General features: G+C 69.2%; 18 protein-coding genes and 1 tRNA gene. 10 read left to right on the top strand and 9 right to left on the bottom strand.

Annotation, left to right across the window (positions count from 1 at the left end; translation table 11 throughout):
* Positions 1 to 340: 340 nt before the first annotated feature.
* Entirely contained in the window at positions 341 to 772 is a 432-nt protein-coding gene (locus FB474_RS16590; RefSeq protein ID WP_141790057.1) for an Hsp20/alpha crystallin family protein, read from the bottom strand.
* A 161-nt stretch (positions 773 to 933) separates the two neighbouring features.
* Between FB474_RS16590 and FB474_RS16585 the strand changes: the two genes are divergently transcribed.
* Both FB474_RS16585 and FB474_RS16580 read left to right on the top strand, forming a co-directional pair.
* Positions 934 to 1,257 (top strand): MerR family transcriptional regulator, encoded by a 324-nt coding sequence (locus tag FB474_RS16585; protein WP_141789652.1) that lies wholly within the window; start codon positions 934 to 936, stop codon positions 1,255 to 1,257.
* 803 nt (positions 1,258 to 2,060) lie between these two features.
* The gene (locus FB474_RS16580; RefSeq protein ID WP_141789651.1) at positions 2,061 to 3,410 is read left to right on the top strand and encodes a PP2C family protein-serine/threonine phosphatase; all 1,350 of its coding nucleotides are present in this window, start codon (positions 2,061 to 2,063) and stop codon (positions 3,408 to 3,410) included.
* Between the two features lie 645 nt (positions 3,411 to 4,055).
* Here FB474_RS16580 and FB474_RS16575 read toward each other — a convergent pair.
* On the bottom strand, positions 4,056 to 4,367 hold the full coding sequence (locus tag FB474_RS16575; RefSeq protein WP_141789650.1) for a hypothetical protein: 312 nt from the start codon (positions 4,365 to 4,367) through the stop codon (positions 4,056 to 4,058).
* A gap of 326 nt (positions 4,368 to 4,693) precedes the next feature.
* Between FB474_RS16575 and FB474_RS16570 the strand changes: the two genes are divergently transcribed.
* Together FB474_RS16570 and FB474_RS16565 are read left to right on the top strand one after the other, a co-directional pair.
* On the top strand, positions 4,694 to 5,635 hold the full coding sequence (locus FB474_RS16570) for a DUF6454 family protein (RefSeq protein ID WP_141789649.1): 942 nt from the start codon (positions 4,694 to 4,696) through the stop codon (positions 5,633 to 5,635).
* A 304-nt stretch (positions 5,636 to 5,939) separates the two neighbouring features.
* Positions 5,940 to 9,068, top strand: coding sequence for a hypothetical protein (locus tag FB474_RS16565; protein WP_141789648.1), 3,129 nt, complete (start codon positions 5,940 to 5,942; stop codon positions 9,066 to 9,068).
* A 297-nt stretch (positions 9,069 to 9,365) separates the two neighbouring features.
* Here the strand turns inward: FB474_RS16565 and FB474_RS16560 are convergent, their stop codons facing one another.
* Positions 9,366 to 9,659, bottom strand: a complete 294-nt coding sequence (locus FB474_RS16560; RefSeq protein ID WP_141789647.1) for a hypothetical protein — start codon at positions 9,657 to 9,659, stop codon at positions 9,366 to 9,368.
* A gap of 212 nt (positions 9,660 to 9,871) precedes the next feature.
* Between FB474_RS16560 and FB474_RS16555 the strand changes: the two genes are divergently transcribed.
* The 4 genes from FB474_RS16555 to FB474_RS16540 are packed head-to-tail and all read left to right on the top strand — an operon-like array spanning position 9,872 to position 12,677.
* The gene (locus tag FB474_RS16555; protein ID WP_141789646.1) at positions 9,872 to 10,174 is read left to right on the top strand and encodes a hypothetical protein; all 303 of its coding nucleotides are present in this window, start codon (positions 9,872 to 9,874) and stop codon (positions 10,172 to 10,174) included.
* Complete coding sequence (locus FB474_RS16550; protein WP_141789645.1) at positions 10,171 to 11,499, top strand: serine/threonine-protein kinase; 1,329 nt, start codon at positions 10,171 to 10,173, stop codon at positions 11,497 to 11,499. The genes FB474_RS16555 and FB474_RS16550 overlap by 4 nt, the downstream gene beginning before the upstream one ends.
* Positions 11,489 to 12,058, top strand: a complete 570-nt coding sequence (locus FB474_RS16545; protein WP_141789644.1) for a hypothetical protein — start codon at positions 11,489 to 11,491, stop codon at positions 12,056 to 12,058. Before FB474_RS16550 ends, FB474_RS16545 begins: the two co-directional genes overlap by 11 nt.
* A 16-nt stretch (positions 12,059 to 12,074) precedes the next feature.
* Positions 12,075 to 12,677, top strand: coding sequence for a hypothetical protein (locus FB474_RS16540; protein WP_141789643.1), 603 nt, complete (start codon positions 12,075 to 12,077; stop codon positions 12,675 to 12,677).
* Positions 12,678 to 12,684: 7 nt separating this feature from the next.
* Here the strand turns inward: FB474_RS16540 and FB474_RS16535 are convergent, their stop codons facing one another.
* Positions 12,685 to 13,227 carry a hypothetical protein gene (locus tag FB474_RS16535; protein WP_141789642.1) on the bottom strand — a complete coding sequence of 181 codons (543 nt, stop codon included), beginning with the start codon at positions 13,225 to 13,227 and terminating at the stop codon, positions 12,685 to 12,687.
* A gap of 853 nt (positions 13,228 to 14,080) precedes the next feature.
* Complete coding sequence (locus tag FB474_RS16530) at positions 14,081 to 14,791, bottom strand: S1 family peptidase (RefSeq protein WP_141789641.1); 711 nt, start codon at positions 14,789 to 14,791, stop codon at positions 14,081 to 14,083.
* Positions 14,792 to 15,540: 749 nt separating this feature from the next.
* On the opposite strand from FB474_RS16530, the gene FB474_RS16525 reads away from it, so the two are divergent.
* Both FB474_RS16525 and FB474_RS16520 read left to right on the top strand, forming a co-directional pair.
* Complete coding sequence (locus tag FB474_RS16525) at positions 15,541 to 16,011, top strand: hypothetical protein (RefSeq protein WP_141789640.1); 471 nt, start codon at positions 15,541 to 15,543, stop codon at positions 16,009 to 16,011.
* Between the two features lie 206 nt (positions 16,012 to 16,217).
* Complete coding sequence (locus FB474_RS16520; protein WP_141789639.1) at positions 16,218 to 17,003, top strand: hypothetical protein; 786 nt, start codon at positions 16,218 to 16,220, stop codon at positions 17,001 to 17,003.
* Positions 17,004 to 17,464: 461 nt separating this feature from the next.
* On the opposite strand, the gene FB474_RS20845 is transcribed toward FB474_RS16520, so the two are convergent.
* From FB474_RS20845 to FB474_RS16505, 4 genes are all read right to left on the bottom strand, one after another.
* Positions 17,465 to 17,611 (bottom strand): hypothetical protein, encoded by a 147-nt coding sequence (locus FB474_RS20845; RefSeq protein WP_185746204.1) that lies wholly within the window; start codon positions 17,609 to 17,611, stop codon positions 17,465 to 17,467.
* A 111-nt stretch (positions 17,612 to 17,722) separates the two neighbouring features.
* A complete protein-coding gene (locus tag FB474_RS16515; protein ID WP_141789638.1) occupies positions 17,723 to 17,965 on the bottom strand; it encodes a hypothetical protein in 243 nt (80 codons plus the stop codon).
* Between the two features lie 243 nt (positions 17,966 to 18,208).
* Entirely contained in the window at positions 18,209 to 20,596 is a 2,388-nt protein-coding gene (locus FB474_RS16510) for a hypothetical protein (protein ID WP_221632560.1), read from the bottom strand.
* Between the two features lie 100 nt (positions 20,597 to 20,696).
* Positions 20,697 to 20,768, bottom strand: a tRNA-Tyr gene (locus tag FB474_RS16505).
* Positions 20,769 to 20,775 lie beyond the last annotated feature (7 nt).

The raw sequence follows: 20,775 nt of genomic DNA, 5'->3' as shown, positions 1-20,775 counted from the left end.
CCTTGCTTTTCGGTGCGGTTCTGGGTGGGCGGGATGCCGGCCGGCGCCGGGCGGTGAGCGTTGCCGGCTCCACCCGCCGATACCGGGGTGCCGGGGCCGTCGCGGTCGCAACCCCAGGGTCCGGGTGGGGCGCGCCCACCGACGGGGGCGGGTCGCCGGACACGGAGCGCGTGGACGAGCCGGAGGGGGGCGACTGCCCCATTCCTGGGCGATGATGGCGTCGAACTCAGCTCGCAGCAGCTGCTCGTCCCCGCACACCAGCTCGAGGAACTCCTCGTGCAGGCTGTCCGCGGCGTGGTCCTGGTCGGCGCGGGCCGTGGCCATAAGGCTCACCACCAGGTCAGGCGGTGATCGCCTGCCGACCCGCGGCCCTGCTGCTGATCTCGATCTTGCGCGGCTTCGCATGCTCGGCGACCGGGATCTTCAGGGCCAGCACCCCGGAGTCGTAGCTGGCCTCGATCCGCTCGGTGTCCAGGTTGTCACCGAGCACGAGCTGGCGGCTGAACACCCCCCGCGGCCGTTCCGCGGCGAGCAGCTCGGCGTCACTGGCCCGCGCCGGGCGCTCGGCTTTGACTGTGACCACGTTGCGTTCCACATCGATGTCGATCGAGTCCTCGCTGACCCCGGGCAGGTCGAACTCGACATGGAAGAGGTCCCCGTCCCGCCAGGCGTCCATCAGCATCGCCGTAGGCCGGGCCAGGGTGCCGTTCGGGCCGAAGACCTCTTGGGTCAATCGGTCCAGCTCACGGAAGGGGTCGGTGCGCATCAGCATCATCCTCACCTCCATCGCGTCTCTTCTGATGCTCCAGGTGCGCCACCGTTCCCGTTCGGGATCTGTGGTTTGCGCTATAGATTTCTTGTAGCACTGCCGACATACTGATGCAAGAGCCCGACCAGAGAATTCGCGAGAAGGGACGGCCCCACGGCCCCGCCATGACAGCGCCCGCTCCCGACGGCGACCGCGGCGTATACGGCATCTCGGTGGCCGCCGAACTTGTCGGCATGGGTCCGCAGACCCTTCGCCTGTACGAGGCCCGCGGTCTCCTCGAACCCCAGCGCACCGCAGGAGGCACCCGCCGGTACAGCTCGAACGACCTGGACCGGTTGCGCCGAATCGGCGACCTGCTCGGGGCCGGTCTCAACCTCGCCGGCATCGTCATGGTCTTGGACCTGGAGCGCGAAAACGCCCGGCTGCGCAAAGAACAGGAGGATCCCTCAAGAGCCCGCAGGCCTGTACGGAGGGGACGGTCCGGCTAGGGAGGCGACGGGACGCCGTTCTGGAAACGGGCCACCTGCGTTCCCGCTGACCGGTGCGACCCAATCCCGAAGAAGAAGTATCCGCAGGTCAGAGTTAAAGTCCGCATCCCCCAGAGGCCCGGGGGTGGGGACTTTAATCGGGAGAACCCTCGGGGCAACACCCGTGTAGTTCGGTCGGCCCGCGACCCGCCGAGGCGCCAGTATGCCGCAGCCTCCTCCGGGACGGGGCAGCCCGTCTCGGCCACCACCAGCCCGGGAACTACGACTCCTCTCTGCGCCGGGGTGTTGCCACTGTCCAGCCCTCAACGCCACCGGCGCGGCAGAAGCCACCGCTCATGTCAGTGGCTCGGCAGGCCCAGACGCATCCCAAGCCGGGCCAGTAGCAGGCCTGCCATGACGCTCGCACACGCCGTTGCTGCCGCTTGACCCAACCAGGTAGCTCCACGCCGACGCCTGGCACCGCCACTGCTGCGGTGGCTCGCCGTCACAGTGAAAGTTCGATGACGCGCCTGCCTTGACTCAGCCATTTGGCCTCCAAAGATCGTCGTCCACTCGCTCGTCGGCATCGTGGATCCTGCCCATCACCCCTGCCAAGTCGTGCCTGTGGACAAACTGGGGACAAGTGTTGGAAAACGCGGAGCCCTTCTGTGGACGATATGTGGCCAACCAAGTCGTCGTGCGTGAGGCGGGCCAGCGGATCGCAGGGGCAGCCCGTAGGCCGTTGGCTGAAACGCTGGGCAGTCGGCGCGGCCCTGCGTCTTCTGTGGGGTCGATGAGTCTTCGAGGGCGCTTATGCTGCGGAAGTGGAGCGGGGACGTGGTCTCGGCGCGCTGACGAGCGTGTTGGATGCCGCGGAGGCTGCCTCGCCGGTTGAGGCTGTCGAGGCGGTCACCCGTGAGCTCGGGCTGGCGCTGGGCGCCACCGCGGTGTCCTTCCTCATCGCCGACCTTTCAGGGCGGGCTCTGGTCCGCCTCGCGCATGTCCCTTTGGTGAGCTCAGGGCAGTCGAACGGCGACACACCGCTGGCGCCAGGGGAACGGCGCGATGGTGAGGAGTCCGCGACGGCGCTGCCTCTTGACGGAGGGCCGGCAGAGCAGGCGGTGCGCACCCAGCAGGTGCAGGTTCTCGCGCCCGGACCGCCTCCCGAGGGATCCGGGCGGGCGGCCCAGTGGCGGGTGCTCGCCCCTGTGACCGAGCGGGGCGAGGCCATCGGTCTCCTGGAGCTCTTTGTTCCTGACGAACCCGACATCGGGGCGGTGGACGCGATCGCCCGGCTCGCGCACTTGCTGGCTTTCGTGGTCATCGCCAACCGGCGGCATACCGACATGTATGAGTGGGGACAGCGCACTCGCCCGCTGAGCTTGTCCGCGGAGATCCAGCACCGGTTGCTTGCCGGACCGCAGACTTGTGAGGCCGGCGCATTCACGCTGGCAGGGTGGCTGGAGCCAGCATCGGGCATCGCCGGCGACACGTTCGACTTCAGCCTGGCCCGGGATGTGCTGCACCTGTCGTTGACCGACGCGATGGGGCACGGCGTGGCCGCTGCCCTGAACGCCACCTTGTGCGTGGGAAGTCTGCGCAACACCCGCAACGAGGGCGCATCGCTGCTCGAACAGGTCACGTCAGCCAACCGGGCCCTGGCCGAGCATGCAGCCAGTAGCCGGCTCGAGGACTTCGTCACCGGAGTGGTCGGTCGGCTCGACCTGCGTACCGGATCAATCGAGCTGGTCAATGCCGGTCACCATGCGCCGTTCCTTCACCGCGGGTCACAGGTCACCGCCGTCGAACTGCCGGTGGACCTCCCGCTGGGGTTGTTCCCCGAGACCGTGTACCGCGGGAGCCGCCTGACTCTGGAGCCAGAGGACCGGCTCGTCCTGGTCACCGACGGCATGCTCGAGCGCAACGCCGCCGGGCTCGACCTCCCCCAGGTGATCAGGGAGACGCGGATGCTTCACCCGCGAGAGGCGGTTCGGGCCATGGCCGACCGGGTCCTCGAAGTGACCGGGCAGCTCCTCAGCGACGACGCCACGGTCCTGTGTCTGGACTGGCACGGCGGGCACGGCCGCGACCGCCGCACCGTCCACGGAGCCGACCAGGTGCGCGCCAGCAGATCTCTCCGAGGAACCCGCCGACCTCGAAGTGCGCGCTCTTGACCGGTGGCGGCCAGGGCACGGCCCTGCCGCCGCAAAGAGCACCCGCCGCGGCCACCCGGGGCGTCTGCGCGATTTGGCGGACGACACAGGCCGCTCACATGTTCCACCCTGTCACGGCACCCACAACTCCGGCGCCGAGGCGATGCGACCCCGCGGCCCGGGGTCGGCGTCCGGTCTCGCCTCGCTGCTATGCCTGGCGGGCCGGACGCCGCGGGTGCGCCAAGCCCGCACGTCGCACGTGGGGTGTTGAATCAGCTTCCTCTGAGAACCGCCCATCCAGGACTGCCGGTTTGGCCCGGCTTCGCCTGTCCACGCTCCGCGAGGCGGCGTCGAGGGCGTCGGTCCGGGTGCAAGCCCGCTCGTGAATGTCGTCGGACGGGTGAGCGCTGTCCTCCGTCATCCCTCCACCCATGCCGCAATCGCAGTTGGGTCGCCCCATCCGGACTTGAGGCAGGCGGCATCGTGAGACTCCGACCAGGCCCGAGCCGCTACCTCATCTCGAGCAATTCGCCGATGCCGCCTCGATCCTCCACATGATTACCTTCCGCCAGACCACGCCAGGGCCGGCCGCGTTGGCAGCAGCGGCGGCGCGCCGTCATCGCACACCGCCACGCGCTCCTGGGGAGCCCGGGGGTGGCGGCGTGGCTAGTCCTCCAGCGCCGCCCTCAGCGCCAACCGGAGCTCTGACTCATCGGGCAGCCCCGAGAGTCCTCGCGCCGTCCCGTACACCCGGCACGCCACGCCAGGCACAGCGTCCGGGCTCTCGAACAGGTCCCGCCCGTCAACCACGAAGGACGGCGACCCCACAAAGCGCCGAGCCTGAGCCTGCTCGGCAGTGTCCACCAGGACGACCTCGAAATCAGGGGCCAGACCCTCAGCTGCCAACGCGTGGGCGAGGACGATCCCGGCCGCCTCCGCGTGCGCACAATCCCGCACGACGAGCAACTCAACCGTCACACGTCCATCATCCGACCGCATGCCCCACTCTGCCTCACGTTCCACGCAACAGGCCCGCAATCTTCTGCGCTGCACAGGCGAGCCTGTCGTGGCTGCGCTCCTGAGGAGCAGTCGACCAATAGAGCCCCTATGGCACAGTTGCACCGGTGTCTTCTGAGCGCTCGGGCTGACGCTGCACTCTTGGTGGTCCTTGCCTGCTGGCCAATTGACGGTCTCCGTGCGTTCACTCTGCCTGCCTACCGTGCCGTCGGTAGCCCTGAGGATCCGACGAAGGAGACAGACCGGTGAAGCGCCCGACCTTGCGCACGATTGCTGGGGCAGTTGCCATGGCCGCTCTCCTCGCAGGGGCGGCGTCGGCGAACGCTGCCACCCGGGGCGCACCCACGCTGCCGAGCCGCGACGGGGACCTCGCCCGCGACTTCAGTGCGGTGGACCGCAACACCGTGTGGAACCAGGTCGACAAGATCAAGCTCAACTTCCCGACCTACCACACCGAGGGTCTGGCGATCACCCCCGATCACCTGTTCCTGTCCTCGGTCCAGATCATCGAGCCCACCCAGAAGTACCCCAGCCCGGTCGGCGGGTACGACCGCACCCCCGGCAGGGGCCTCGGCCACCTGTTCGTCATGGACCGTCAGGGCCACCTGCAGAAGGACATCACCCTCGGCGAGGGCGACATGTACCACCCCGGCGGCATCTCCTACGACGGCACCAACGTCTGGGTCCCGGTCGCCCAGTACCGCCCGAACTCCAGCGCGATCATCTACCGCGTCAACGCCCAGACCCTCGGCGTCACCAAGCAGTTCGAGGTCAAGGACCACATCGGCGGGATCGTCCTGGACCAGACCACCGGGCACCTGGTCGGCAACAGCTGGGGTTCGCGTCGCTTCTATGACTGGACGCTGCAGGGCCAGCAGGTGCGCACCTGGGACAACCCCAGCTTCTTCACCGACCACCAGGACTGCCAGTACGTTCCCTCGGCCAAGATGATCTGCGGCGGCATCACCAACCTGCCCCAGACCCCCACCGCCGGCGGGTCCAACGGCACGTATGAGCTCGGCGGCCTGACCATGATCGACCTGCGCAGCCACAACATCCTGCGCGAGGTGCCCTTCCAGAAGTGGTCCACCGCCGGGCACGTCATGACCCGCAACCCGGTCAAGATGTCCGCCCGCGGCAACCAGCTCACCCTGTGGGCCGCTCCCGACAACGGCGATGAGGGCAACGGCACCGAGCTGTTCACCTACCAGGCCACTGTCCAGCGCTGATCCAGCCGAGCCCCCGCCAACGCTTTAGAACCTGGTGCACCATCGGCCTGACGTCGTGTAGTACTTCACCAGCTCCCTGGGGACGATGCCGAGGACAGCAGGTCACCTGAGCGGTGGGGCATGCTGCTGAGTCCTGACCAGCTCTCGGCCTGTTGGCGGAACGTGACCGAGCGAGGCTCCGGTCCGCTCTGACCTGTTAGCCCGGCCAACCGGCAAGAGAGGTCGCCGGCAACTACGATTCCTTCGACCGGTCGCTGGGCCGGCCCGCTGCGGCTGGATGCCGCGCCTTCTGGGGGATGAGTCGATGAGTTGGCGCCGCAGCGCGGGTGGTTTCTTCGTGGTCCTGGTGATGCAGGGGGCTGCACTGCTGGCCGGCTCGACTTCGTCGCCCGCGCTTGCGGCCACGGCGCTGGCCGGGCCGCCCTCGACGCCCTTCAACCTGACCGCTCGCGCCGGCGTTGACGGCGTGGAGGTGCAGTGGTGGCGCGGCTCGGTGACCTCGACGGCCGGGGCGCCGACGTCGTACCTCATCCACCGCTCCGCCAGCGGCATGGACCGCACTTGGTCCGTGCCGGCCCTGTCCTACGACAACTTCGGGGCGGCCCAGGACACGACCCTGCCCGCCGGGGTGCCCGCGAGCTACACCGTGGTGGCGCAGAACAGCGCGGGCGACAGCCCCGAGTCAGGGTTGGTGTCTGCCACCGTCCCGGCCTGGGACGGCCCCTACGCGTCAGCCCGCAACGTGTTGACCATGCTCTGGGACCAGAACGGGAGCGAGCTGCCCACGGACCGGGTGACCACCCAAGTCATCCCCGGATCAGACGTCCATCTGACACAGGACGGAGCTTGGCGGACGACGTTCGGGGGTGCGCCGGCCTCGTCGCTCACCCTTCCCGAAGACCTGCCCGACGGCGACTACACCCTGGGGTCGGGTGAGGGCCAGGTGGCTGTGGACGTTGCGTCCGGTGCCCGCTGTACAACGCCGGGTGGTGACGCCCCCTCGGGTACCGCCCACGTCAGCCGGTCCGCGCCGGCCATGAGAGGTTTTGCCTCCGTTGCCCTCGATGCCGACTTCTCCTGCGGCAATGGCCACCACCTCAGCGTCGAGCTGCGGTGGCAGACCCCGGACGGCTTCCATGCGGTGGGCACAGCGTCTACGACCGTCCTCGAGGCCCAGCCCGGCGACGCCGTCACGCGAGAGGTGCCGGTCGTCAACACCGGCACGCAGGGTGTCACCCTGGGAGCCGCGCGTCTTCTCGCCGGGGACCTGTCGACGGTCGAACCATTGACCTTGACTGCTTCCTCTTGCGACGGGGTGACCCTCGCTCCCGGGCAGACGTGCACCGTGACCGTTCAGTACACCGCTGGTGCCGCGGGGTCGCGGGAGGGCAACGGCTTCCTGGCTCTTGAGTCCGACCGCGGTGAGCTAGAGCTCGGCCGGATCGTCGGGCAACAGCCGGCGACCCTTTCAGGGCCCCAGCAGGTGGCGGCCACTGGCAGGCCGGGCCGGGTGGATGTGACGTGGGCGGCCCCGACCACGCTGGACAGCAGGCTGGTCGGAGGCTGGCGCATCGAGGAGGGCGACGGCGCCTCGCGCGTCGTCCTCTTCAAGACCGACGCGGACTACACCCGCGCTGGCGCCCTGCTCGCGCTGCCTGTCGGAAGCCACACGCTGCACGTGGTCATGCACACTGACGACGGTCGGGACATCGCGTCCTCGCCGTTGGTGGTCACCGTTCCCCGTCGCTGGTTGCTGGTCGCGACCAGCAGTGGGGTGCGTGCGATCGACCCGGACGGCGGCACGACCGACGGTGGTCTGTTCGGCCCCGCGACCGCCGTAAATGGCGTGGCAGTCTCACCGACCCGGGACAGGGTGGTGGTGCAGCGGGGCAACGGCGACACGCTGTCGTACTCGCCATCGGGCGTCCAGCTGTCGGGTGTGTTCTACAACGACTCCGTCGTCCCCGACGACGGGGTATCGGTGAGCCCGGACGGCTCGCGCGTCGTCCTGCACGCACCCGGGACCTTTCAGAGCGTGACGCGGCCCTCGAGCCTGGTCCTGGTCCCGATCGGCCCGGGCTCGGTGAGCACCGTGCCGACGTCCGACGGGTTGTCCGGACCGAGCTGGACCCCTGACGGGACGGCCCTCCTGGCGGGGGAGGACTCCGGCGCCGGACTGGTGCGTATCGACCCAGCCACCGGTGTTCGCGCCACCGTGCCGGACACGGCAGGGGCGCGCAGTCCGGCGGTGTCCCGCACCGGCAGGGTGGCCTACCTCAAGTGGAACTATGACCACGACGAGCTCCGCTTGACCGGGCTGTCTGGCGGGCCGTCCACCCTCATCGGGGCTTTTCCCGGGTTGAACGCGCTGTCCTGGGACCCCACCGGGCGATGGTTGGCCGCCACCGGGGGTACGTACGGTCAGCCCCAACGCACCTACGTCTACGACCTGACCGCGGCCCCCGTGCTCACCCGAACCCTGGCCGGGGGCAACGCACTGACCTGGTTGGACACCCCCTCCGCCGCCCCGGAGGCCTCCCTCACCTCCCCCGCGTGGACCACACCAACCACGTCACTCGCCGTGGTCGGTACGGATCCCGATGACGCCGTCGGCGGGTTACGGCGCGAGTGCCGTCTGGACGACGCGGCGACCTGGACCGCCTGCGACTCCACGTGGAGGATCAGCGGCCTGGCCGCGGGTGCCCACACGGCATACGCGCGCTTTACGGACCCCAGCGGGAACCAGTCCGCGCCGGTGAGCCAGTCCTGGCAGGTCGACTCCACGGCCCCGACAGCTTCGCTGACAGCGCCCCCGCCGATTCTCACCAGCCCGGCGGTCACCCTCGGCTGGACAGCGACGGACAGCGGCGGCTCGGGCCTCGCGTCCGTTGCGGTGCGCGAGCGGTATGCCGGGCCGTCCGGTCCGCTGGGCGGCTACACCTACCCGTCGAGCTGGCAGGTACTGCACGGCAGCTCCATGAGTATTCGCCTGGCGCCCGGGTACGAGTACTGCTTCTCGGTCCGCCCCGGGGACGTCGCGGGGAACGTGGGTGCCTGGAGCTCGGAGCGATGCACCACCGTCGCCCTCGACGACCGCGCGCTAACCGCGTCCAGCGGCTGGGTGCGCGGCACGTCCACGGCCTACGGCTACGGCACCTACTCGCGCGCCGCGCGCGCCGGAGTTTCACTAACCCGTCCCGGCGTCCAGGGTCGCCGGCTGGTCCTCGTCCTCGCCACGTGTCCGACCTGCGGCGCGGTCGACGTCTACCACGCCGGCGTCCTGGTCGGCCGGGTCAACCTCTACTCCGCGCGCACTGCCTATCGGCAGCTGCGTTGGTTGCCACTGGAGCCGACCACCCGGGCCGGCACCGTGGTGCTCCGCACGGTCAACAGCAGGGCTGTCGCCATCGACGGGCTCACAGTGCTCCACTGACGTCGGATCGGTGTGGGGGTGTCGATCTCTTTCGCGGTGCCGCTCAGGGTTGATGTTCCATGCGGTGGAGCCGATCGTGGTCGACTGAGCCAGAAAGTCGCTGCCGGAAGAGGCCTCGCCTGGGTGCACCCAGCCAGACGCTCCCTGATCCGCTGATGAGCGTGCGTCACTTCGCCCAGATTGACGCACCAAGCCCGGCCCACCACTGCCCCAAGGTCACCGGATCCACCGAGTGAACGAGTACCTTTTCCCATTCCACGGTCATGCGCCGAACCCAGGCCTGGCGGCGCCTTGCGGCTACATAAGGCCGGCCGTGGCTCGAGTCTCGGCGCGCAGGTCTGCCAACGCGTCGAGTACCGCGTCCTCGAATGCATCAATGGCGGTTACGGCCGGAAGGCTGCCGCCGTTGTGAATGGCACTCCACGCTGCGTCGGCCAGCTCAACTACGTTCTCGGGCGCATAGAGCCGAACGGCCTCAAGCGCCTGACTGGTCGATGTCGTCCAGGGGTGCTGCCGATCAATGGCCGCATGACGCTCCGCGCCACACGCCTCGATGATCGCTTGGTTGCCGCCTGACTTGGCGTTGATCAATCTCCCGCACGCGTTCGAGAACTTCACACCGCCGCCGACGGCGCGGCGTGATCCACCACACCAACCGTGTCCTGAGAACGGGTAGCCTCCGTGGCCGCTCATGGCGTGTGAGGCGTTGGGCGACCCGTCGGCGGGAACGCCCGCGGGCTTCGATCGCCCACTGTAGATTGCCGTCGGCAACCTTGGCATCGTTCCATCGGGGGAGAGAAGACGTGAGCGATCTTGTAGTCGATTACGACCTGCTGGAGTCGTCGAAGTCCGACCTGGCGTCGATCAAGCAGGTCTTCGACAGCCTTGAGTCCGCCGTTTCCGACGCTTCGCACTGCTGGGGTGATGACAACGTCTCCTCCGCGATGCACACCTTCGCTACCAACTGGGGCTACCACCGCGCGAAGCTGTCCGACCTGATCCAGAGCGGCTGCGAGAAGATCGAAAAGACGCTGACGAGCTTCAAGGACGCCGACCGGCACAACGCGCAAGCCCTCACCCACAGCGTCTCGGTGCACCGGAAGTGAGCGCGCGCGCCGGCGACTGGTCGCTGCTCGGCCACGATTCCGACCCCCTGCCCGGGGACGACTACGAGGTCCACCTGCAGTCGCGGCACTACACGTCCGTGGCCGAGACGATCAACAGCCAGATCAGCAAGCTTCGCGCGATCGGCCACGGCGACGCGAAGGGTGAGTACGCCGAGGGCCTGGCCTCCAGTGCCAACGACATCTCGAGCGAGCTCTCCAAGGTGCAGAACCGGTTCGAGACCGTCGCCGAGCAGTTGGCCGTCTGGGGGCCGGCCCTCGCCGAGGGGCGACGTGTCACCGGGAGCCTGCTAGCCCAGGCCGAGCAGGAGCACCGCGCGATGATGGCCAACCAGTCGTCTGGACCGTTGCCCAGCACGGCGACGGACGCCGAGAGGCTCGCTGACCGTCACCGCGCCGACCGATACTCCAGCGCCCAGGACCAGCTTGCTCACCTGACCCGTCAGCTTGAGGACGAGCTGGCGTACACCCGCTCGATCGCCAAGCGGGTAGCCGAGAGGATCGACGCCGCCGCCCACGACAAGGTCAAGGACAGCTGGTGGGACCAGCACGTGCGCAAGTGGGTGCACGACCACGCGCACCTGATCGAGATCATCGTCCGGGTCATTGAGCTCACCGCCATCCTGGCCGCGTTGGTTGCCCTGGTGATCGCGACGGGCGGCGCAGGACTGGTCCCCCTCGTGGGCCTCGCGCCCGAGACATTCGCCGCGGTCGCGACCGCCGTGGACCTCGCCGCGTCCTTGGTGCTGCCCGGGGCACTCCTTGCCGCGCACGGTCTCGAGATGGACGCCGGAGTCAATGGCGTCGGCTGGGGCACCATCGCCCTGGACGCGCTGAGCCTGGTGACGTTCGGCGCCGGGCGCTACCTCGGCGCCGCAGCCAAGGGCGGCGAGAGCCTGGCTGGCGGGGCGCTGCGGTCCGCCGCGACCACGGCGGCCGAGGACGGGCTCGCCGTCAACGTCAAGAACGCGCTGCGCATCGTCAGCGACTCCAACCCGCTGAAGCTCTGGGCCCAGGGGCAGCGGGCCACCAACATCGCCGAGGCCGTGGAGAACGTGGACCGGGCGATCGAGGTCCCTGGCAACCTCGGGATGAGGATCCTGGCCGGGGACGCTGAGCTGGCCCAGACCATGGCTTCGCTGCGCGCGATGGAGAACTTCCCCGCGGTGAGCAGCATCGCCACGAGAGCGCTGCACCTCTCACAGCTGAACGTCGCCGTGAACGTGATCGACCACCTCCACCTGGCCAGGGACACCTTCGTATGGTTCGCGGGTCCCAGCGAGGGTGGCGAGTCCCATGGGGGATAGCCCCGTGTGGCAGCTCGACGTCGACGGCCTCGAGGGCTGGACGCCTGTGCGCACCGACCTGCCCGACGAGGCCTTGCGCATCGACCTGGGCCAGCGCATCCCGGACCAGGACGAGTCCGCGATCCCGCTGCTGGCCACTCTTGCGTCGCGTGCGCGCCAGTCGTCGGACGACTCCGCTCCACTGGTCGCGATGTGGGTCCGGTACGACGATCCGTCGGAGATCGTCCCCGCGGCCGTCGCCTCCCTGAGGGTGGCCGGCGTCGCCAGGGACACCACCCCCGACTCGTTCGCCCGGGGCCTGGCCGAGAACTGGCCGGTCCGCAGCTCCATCGAGCTCGGCCGCCTGGAGACCGCCTCGGGGCCGGCTCACCATCTGTGGGCGATCGTGGATGTCACCGCCGGTGCGGCCTTCCAGGTCCAGCGCCACGACGTGGTGTTCTGGTTGCGTCCCGAGAAGCAGGAGTGCCTGCTGCTGTCGACCTCGACCGTCGACCTGGCCCGCGGTGCGGACCTGGGCCACGAGCTGGCGCAGCTGTCCGTCGGGGTCCGGGGGTACTGAGGTGCACGCGTACGAAGTGGTGATCCCCCCGCCCTGGACACACATCGACCTGGGCAACCGTGGCGGCGCCGAGCAGCAGGTGATGGGCCTGGTCGACCGGGCGATGGAGCAACTGCCCCGGGACATGCCGCCTGACCAGGTGGGGCCGATGCGACGCAGCCTGGCCCGCAGGATCAGCGGGGCCCTCGAACAGGCTCGCGAGAGCGGAGGCATCGAGCTGTTCCTCCCCACCGAGACCTGGCACGGCTTCCACAACGGGTCGTCGTTCATCGTCGCCGAGGTCGAGCCGGACGTCCGGCCCCCGGCCGAGGTGACGGCGGAGAACTATCCCGCGCTCGTCATGGGCGAGATGCTGGAGCGCCCCGCCGCACGGGCGGTCCACACCGCCAACAGCATCTGGGTCCGCACCGAGCGGGTCCACCCGCCCGACGTGGTGCCCGAGGTGGACGTGCCGACGGTGTCCGTCGACTACCTGACGCCCGCGCCCCAGAGCCCGGGGTCGTGGATCGGGGTCATGTTCAGCACGGTGGGCGACGGCGACCCGGCGAGCCAGTCGACGCGGCTGTCGGTGGAGCTCTTCGACGCCATCATGAGCACCTGGACGTGGATCGACCCCTGAGCGGGGCTCAGCGGCTGGCCGTGATGAGCTGCTGGATCGCCGCGTCCATCTGCGCGCGCTGCTCGGCCGTCGGCCGGACGGCCATGGGTGCGTCGGGTATCACGTTCAGGTCGAAAGACTGTTCCCGCGACTGCACCCGCAGTCGCGGCGCCGACGTGCCGGGCGCAAGATGGCTCAGCTGGTACGTCGTCGCCCCGAACGTCAGCCAGGGCACCGCGGTGCCCTTCTGGACCCGGGCGACCGTCAGGTCCTTGTGCGCGCCGACGGACACGACGAGGTACTCCGGATCGAGGTCCTTGATGCACATGAAGGCCGTCGCCCCCTGGCGACGAACCTCATCGACGACCGGCAGCGTCTGGAGGCGACGCCGCCTCATGACGCGCACTACGAGGCTCCCGATGAGCACGAAGAGTATGACGGCGAGGGCGATCGCGGCGACGATGGTCCAAGGGCCCCCCGCGTCGTTGCGATCCGTCAGCAGGCGGGCCACCGCGAGAAGTAGAGTCAACGCGGCTAGCGAGATCCGGTTTTTTCGAGACAAGCCGTTCATCCGAGCAGAGTAGGGCGCCTCCGGTGTGTCCCGGGGGATGCGGCGCGGGACGCACCCCGGCCGGGTCGCGGAACGCACCGACCCATCCCATCCGTTTCGGCGTAGGCCGCTCCCGGTCGCGGAGGGGGGCGGAGCAGCGAGGATCGCGTCCAACGGCGACAGCCCGCACGCCGCGATGGCGCAGAGGTGGGCCGCGCCCCTCAGCTCGCGGAGCAGGTGGATGGTCAGACCCGCGCGTCCCGCCGCGGACTCGCGTGCGTGAGACGGCGCCACCCGGCGAACAGCACGCCGAGCGGCGCGGGTACGGCGTCCACCACCCGTCGCCCGAGCCGGTCGACCTGTCCCAAGGTGAACGAGGCCGCGGTGTGGTCGTCCAGCCAGGTGCCGAAGGTGAACCGGGTCCACCCCCGGGCGGGTCGTCAGGGCGTGCCGGGCGCGGGTGGATGCTACGGCAAACACTGCGTACCGGAAGCCGCATACCTCGGGTCTTGCCGGGCGAGCGGCGGGCGACGGCGGTGAGCCATCGGGCGCCCCGCCTTCCTCGCCTACTTTGCCGACCACGAACACGCGGTCGCGCTCCGGGTTGAGCAGCCTCAGCGACTGTCGCACCCCGTGGAGCTTGCCGAACTCAACCCACGGCCAGCGATACCCCAAAGCTTCAGCTACCTGGACGCCGGTGTGCTCGACCAGGTGCGGACTCTGATCGGGAGTGCGGGCGGCGCCTGAGAGGCGCTGTCGCTGGCGGACTGCGGCGGCACTACTGGCTTCGGAGCCATGCCGCCGCGACGGGGCCGGTCACCCACGGGGCCGCACCAAACCTGGTGCGGCCCCAGAGGCGCTAACGATCGGACGGTCACGGCAGGGTGAGGTTGAAGTCCTTCATGATCGGGATGATCGGCTGGCCAACCACGGTCCGGGCGTCGCAGTTGGACTCGTTCGACAGCGCCACGAAGATGCCGACCACGACGGCGTAGTCCGAGTTGGTCGCGGAGTCGTGGGCGGTATAGAACATCGGGCCGCCGCTGTCACCCTGATGGGCGCAGCCGGTGAGTCGGAACGTGTTCTGGACCGTCACGCCGTTGTAGCTCGTGGCCACGTTGGTCTGGAAGATCGTCCCGCAGTGGGTGTAGGTGCTGTTGCCGCCAGTCCAGCAGATGTAGTCACCCGAGACCGGGGTGCCGACCTTGCGCACCGGCAAGGTCTCGCCGTTGGCCTTGGCCGTGATGACTCGAGGAGGCAGCGTGTACGGGGTCCCGGTGGCCTTGCCGATCACCGCGTAGTCGCCGCCGCTGCCGAAGACGCGCCGGTTGATGGTGCCGAGCTGGGCGGAGACATACTCGGTCTCTCCGACCTTGCCGCAGTGCCCGGCCGTGATCGCTACCCGGTCGCCTGAGGAGTTGTTGACGTTCAAGCCGATCGTGCAGGCGTAGTCGGGGTTGTCCGGGTTCCCGTCGTGGTAAGCCGAACCACCCGGCAAGGAGTAGGCGGCGATTTCCGCGTTTGCAGGTATGGCTGTGGCCAGCAGTGCCAGGCACACCGCCCCGATGGCGGCACTGGTGAGCATGCGAAGTTTCAAGTGGTCCCCCCGACGGTCGATGGTCTCGCGTGCCGAGGAATGTAGGGGTGAAGTGACCTCCGTCACAAGAGGTTGGCGCACGGGGTGCTCCGGCTGGTCTCAATAGCCGCCTCGGCACCGCGCTGCCTCTTGCCCGGCAACCGCAACTCGGCTGTGGCGGCAGTTCACAACTCATCGGGTCCGCCAGGTGTGCCAAACACAATGCGGGAGGCGGCCTCGACGGTCCCGATGCCGCAATCCTCAGTCGACTTGTTCTGCGTCCGGACCGCGATCATGCAGCCACATCGACGGCTCCTCACCCGGGCCTTTCAGTGGCGGTCCCTCAAGAAAGACGCAAGATGCAGCGAAAGGCTCGGATCTGGTAGCGCTTTCATCAATAACTTCTGACGCATCTTCGGAAATCAGGGGGCTTATCGTGACCGTCTTGCTCGAAAATGTCCTCAGCGACGCCGACCTTCTGCGCGCTGTGGCGCAGGCCCGGGTCGCAGTCGAGACGGCCGGAACCGGAGCCGGTCGGATGCAGCGGCTGAGCGCACTGGAGCTCGAGATGGACCGCCGGCTAGCCGCGCGCCGCCTTCGGGCCTCGGCCGCCTCAGCCGGTCGGGCAGTCGCTTAAAGACCAGGAACGCGGCCGAGCGCGCCTTGCCGCAATACCGTGGGCCGCAGGAGCGTGGCTCACACAGAGCACGGCGGCTCGACTGATCCTGCGTCGACGGCACCCGGCATGCTGAGCATTTGTGAGCGACTCTTACATCCGCCTGATCCCTACGAACCCGGACTGGCAGCCAACCCACGAGGCAGCAGCCGCCGCCGCTGCCTACGTGGCGAGCTTGTTCTCGGGCTCCGGCGGCGATGTCGAGGAGGTGGAATACGAGTTCTACGACCGGATGACCCTGATCGACGCAGGCGAGAACACCAGCCAGATCACATGCGCGCGCTGCAGCCGGGATATCGGTCTGAACTGGCTCGGCGACCTGGTCAGGGAAAATGGCGGCCCGAGCTTCGAACACCTGGACGCGACAGTGCCCTGCTGCGCTGCCGTCGTACCACTTAACCGTCTGCACTACGACTGGCCTATCGGTTTCGCGAGGTTCGAGGTGAGCGCCATGAACCCAACTCGAGCGCAATACGAACTCGACACAGTGGAGCTCGCGAGGCTGGCTGAACTCCTCGGCCACCCCGTTGCGCAGATCCTCGCTCACTATTGACCGCCAGTGCGAAGAGGCATCCGGTGCCCGCATCGGGTGTGGGGCTGGGGGCACGACCAGGCGCACGAGGTGCGCACGCTCGTCATGCCGAGCGAGGTGGTGAACTGCCACCGCAACTCCACAGCGCCGCCTGAAGGTCCCTTCACGCATGGCCCCGGATGCCGGACGCTGCACTGGACGGGATGGGGATGCATCAGGAGGGGCCCATGCTCAAGATCAACGACTCGGTCGAGTTCTCCCGTACCTCCGCCGCCATGTGCCTGGTGCTGGGAGCAATGTGCTTTCTCGCCGCCAGCCTCGTCGAGCCTGCTTGGGCCCCCGACGAGCGGGCCTACCTCAGAGAGGTCGCCGCCGCCGCGAACCGATACCAGGCCTCCGGGGTGCTCAACGCGCTCGGCTCCGCCGCCACCGTGTTCGGCCTGATCGGCGTCCTGCACCTGCTGCGCGGTCGGCGGGTCACCCTCGGCCAGCTCGGTGCCGGGCTGGTGATCATGGGCTCGGTCCTGATGGCCGGCCACTGGCTCATAGTCCTCGTCGAGACGGCGGGAGCGGAGGTCGACCCGGACCGGGCGCTGGATCTGTTGACGACCGCGCAGAAGAGCCCTTGGGCGACGTTGGTCTACGTCGGCGAGGTCGGCGGCCTGATCCTCGGGTGGGTGCTGATGGCCGTGGGGCTGTGGACGCGGCGGGCGACCCCAGTGTGGGTACCGGTCGCCCTGCTGCTGTCCGCGGCAGTCCCGCTCCTCCCTTCGAACGCGCCACCCCCCGGCACCTACCAGTGGCGAACGTCGAGCCAGGCCATTGCCGTGGTCTCCTCGGCCCTGCTCGGCGCCGCGCTGGTCGGCCTCGCCCTGCGCATCCTGTCCCTGCCCGACGAGACCTGGGCCCGGTGGCAACCGCTGTCGGATGCACCCCGGCGCCGGCGGGCGCCCTCCCCCACGGACACGGCGCCGCCCGCCGGGCCGCTCCCGCGCCACCCCAGACACCGGTGACCGGCGAGTACATGAACTCCGGGTCGTGGGAGCACCTCCTACGTTGGGCCAGGGAGCGGCCGGCCGCCGAGCGGTGGGTGTTCTCCGCCCAGACCCGGGGCTTCGTTTCGCTCCCTGAGTTGCGTGCGGCCCACCTCAGCGGACGATGACGAAGTCGATCCGCGCCAACCTGGCGGGTGCCGACCTTTGGCTCGACCCGTTCCCGAACGAGGCTGTGTGCGTTCCCGCGGACCTGCCCGAGCCCGCGCCGAACAAGAAGTATCCGCAGTTCAGCGTTGAAATCCGCACCCCCAGAGGCCCGGGGGTTCAGGGATTCAGTCCGGACAACCCTCAGAAAACCCGGCCCCGTCAGCCCGGACGCTCAGCGTAGTGGACGAACCAGGCGCGGCCGACGGCGTATGACCACCGTCATCCCGCCGCCTCGGTGCGGAACTCGTCGTAGGTCCCGGCCAGGTGGCGGATCAGGGCGTTCTGGAAGTCGGCGTGGCGAAGAACATGTCGAACAGGACGCCGTTCTTCTTGTGCCGGTCAACGAGGAGGTCCTTGATCTTCTGCTCGAGGACCATCTCGAACTGGGACCGGTTGTTGTGGACGGCGACGGCCCGCATCTCGGTGTCCTCCTTGATGACGGTCCGCCGCTATCGACCCAGACCTTGTCGGCCTCGCTGAGGTCGGAGCCGTACCCGACCGTCGCTCTGCGTCAACCTCGCGCTGGTTCGCTACAGCCGCAGGTGTCGCAGACCAAGCGACTCGGGGACCCACCCGGTGGCCAGGTAGTGGCTGAATACGTCAGCGGCCTCCGTTCCGGTGAACACCTCGTGGGGGCCCACTGCCGTCGTGTGCCCATTCCAGCCGATGACCTCGTCCGGCGCGGCCTCCGCGCCATCCCGGTCCGGTAAGCGATGTCCGAGTACGTGCTGGAAGGGCTCGCCGTTGACCAGGCGGCGCACTTCCAGGGTCATCCGTTCCTGGGACCCGGCGGGCCTGCAGGTACTCCTGCGGCCAGCGGCGAAGGTCGACGTCATCCAGCCTCTGGCCGGGCGGCATCGCCCACACGCACAGCGCGTAGAACGCGACCCCGTCGAGGCGAGACACCACCTCCCGCAGGTGCTGCTGCGGCGTCAGGCCGCGATCGCCTTGGAGTTCGCCGGTGGACCGGCCGTTCACCGTCATCGCGTGCGTCGCCCGGGGCCGGCCCATTTGGCTCACGGTCGGTTTACCCGCGCTGAGGCGCGTTCGAACATCCCATTGGGGATCAGCCAGTGACGCCCGACGGACCATCCGAGGAACCGTCGTCCGGTCCCACCGACGGCGAACCCACGTTCATCGAACCGTCCACCGCGCGCCACATGCGCCAGCCCGTCTGCGACGGCCCGCAGCCCTGCCGCCGGCCCCTCCGCCGGCAACGTCGACATGAACTGGTCAATGGCGCGAAGCTGGGCCTCGGCCGGACAGAAGCTCAGGTAGAAGACCGCCTGGCGCCACGCGTACGCGGTGTTCTTCAGCATCTGCAGCGTGCTGTGCCACTCGCGCCACGGCTGCGACTGCCGCTGCACGACCCACGTGAGCGACCGCTCAGCGAGGTCGGGAGCGAGGTGCACAAGGCGCTCATCCAGGTCGAGACCATGAACGAGCTGAACAAGGTTGTGAGTCGTCAGGATCTGGCTCTGCTCGAGCACCGCTCCGTTGCGGGCGACGAACCCGCGCCGTCGCTGGTCATCGCCGGCCTCGACCGCGCGCACGCGGCAGAGCTGGGCGAAGTCCTCGGCGATCTCCTTACCCCAACGCCGTGGCGACCAGCGGCGGGAGGGCGGAGGCGCCGGCGCCTCCCAGGTCGAGGCAGCCGGCAGGTCGTAGTAGCGCGCGTACAACGTCCCGTCCAGCGCGCCGCTCGCGACGCGGGCGGAATGGCGCCACTTCACCGTGAAAGTCCCCGTGAAGATGTCGGCTGCGACCTCCTCGACGAGCGGCAGCTTCACCTCCGCCTGCGCCGCGAGAGCGCCCATCTCGCGTACGAGCGGGTTCGGCAGGATCGCGTGCGGGAACGCTGACATGGTCAGCAACGTCGTCTGCGAGAGCGTCTGCCGCGCGGTGTCCGCGGCCTCCCGGGTGCGCGTCCGGAACGGCGAAAGGGCGCCGACCCAGGGAAGCTCGTCGAACTGCACCTGATGCTCGAGGTTCAGCAGCAGCAGCGACCGTCGGCGGCGGAACGCGGCGTACGTCTGGGCGTAGACCGCTGCCAGGTCGGGATCGGCGATGTTCGCCGCCAGTACCTGCGAGGAGATCTGCGGCAGCACGCGCGCGAGCACCTCGCCCGAGGTGATGACACCGAGCCCGACGAGGTCCTCCACCGGTGCCTCGAGTGCCCGCATCACCTTGCGGATGATGTGGGCGGGCACCGCCGTACCGGGAGCAACGTGCAGCGACTCGCCCGGCCGTACGTCCTGGGCGATGGGGGCGAGAGCGGGCAGTCCGCCGTCTGCGGGGTGTCGGTCCAGCCGAGCAGCGACCACGTGCGCGATCGCAGCGTGGGTCGGGGCGGCGGCGATGGCTGCCTGGGCAACGCGCAGGGCGGCTCGCCGCTCACTCCCCGGCGCACCGTGAGCCGTGGTCGTGTTCGCGAGCGCCCGCCGAACCCACCCCACGTCACGCGGCGCCAGCAGCGTCGCGTCGCCGTCGACGCGGTCCAGCGTGGTGCGCAGCCGGGCGAAGTTGCTCCTCGGGTGCCGGTGTCGACCACCCGGGGACTGCGCATCAGCGGCGGCGTAGTCGGCGAGCCATTGCCGCCGGCGCTCAAGCCAGTCGCTTGGCCACACTTGGCACGGCCAGCCGCCGGTGACGCGACCGTTGGGGTCGAGCGTCGGCAGCTCGCCGTCGACGGTCTCGCACCACAGCGCGACGAGACGGTCGTACAGCGGGTGCCAGGTGTGCAGGGTCCGGCCCATCATCGCGATCTGTTCCGGCGTCGCCGCCGCGCGCAGCGGCTCAGCGACCGTCGCGACGGGCTCCAGTCGAACGGCGACCCCGGCGGGGCGAGGGACGGCGACCAGTGTCGGGGTGAACCGGAGTCGATGCATGAGCGGCCGCAGTTCGGCGACCAGGTCGAGCGCGGGTTCGGCGTGGTCGTTCTCGAGCAACCACGCGACGACCAGAAGCGCGGCTTGTTCCGGTACGACGACCTGGAACCGGGTGCTGGCCACCGCAGCGAGGAGCTCCCGCTGCCCCTCGTCGCTCAGGTACCACAGGTTGAGCCGCTCGCGGTCCGTCGTGCCCGGTACGTCAGCGGGAAGGCTCGCGAGCCGCTCGCATTCCGCCGCGTCGAGCGGGGCTTCCGCGACAAAGCGCCCGGTGGCGAAGCCACCGGGCACGACCTCGAGCGTGACCCACGCTGGCGTGTCCGCGACGGGCGTCCTTGATCCGACGGCGAGATGGCCCGTCGCCATCCCGGACAGAACTGCCTGCCACCGCTCGACCTTCGCGCCTGCCCGTGCTCGCGTCGCGCGGTCGCCAGACGACCGCGCGGCCTCCATCGCGCGCCACAGCTGCCCCATCGCGTACGACGACGATGCTGTTGCGCGCGGCTCGTCGGACACGCTGCCCCCATCTCTTGAAGGTGGACATGGAGGCGATGGTCGAACTCCCGCCCTCCCGGGGAACCGCTGGGCGCCCGGCCGCTGAACGCCTCCAATGTCGACATGGAGGCAGGACTCGAACCTGCGCCCTCCCGGTCTACAGCCGGGCGATCTGCCGCTGATCTACTCCATGAATGGGT

Origin of the sequence: Oryzihumus leptocrescens, from assembly GCF_006716205.1 — a bacterium.
GTDB classification, from domain to species: Bacteria; Actinomycetota; Actinomycetes; order Actinomycetales; family Dermatophilaceae; genus Oryzihumus; species Oryzihumus leptocrescens.
Note: the sequence above shows the minus strand (reverse complement) of the source record. Positions and strands in the feature narration are given on the sequence as shown.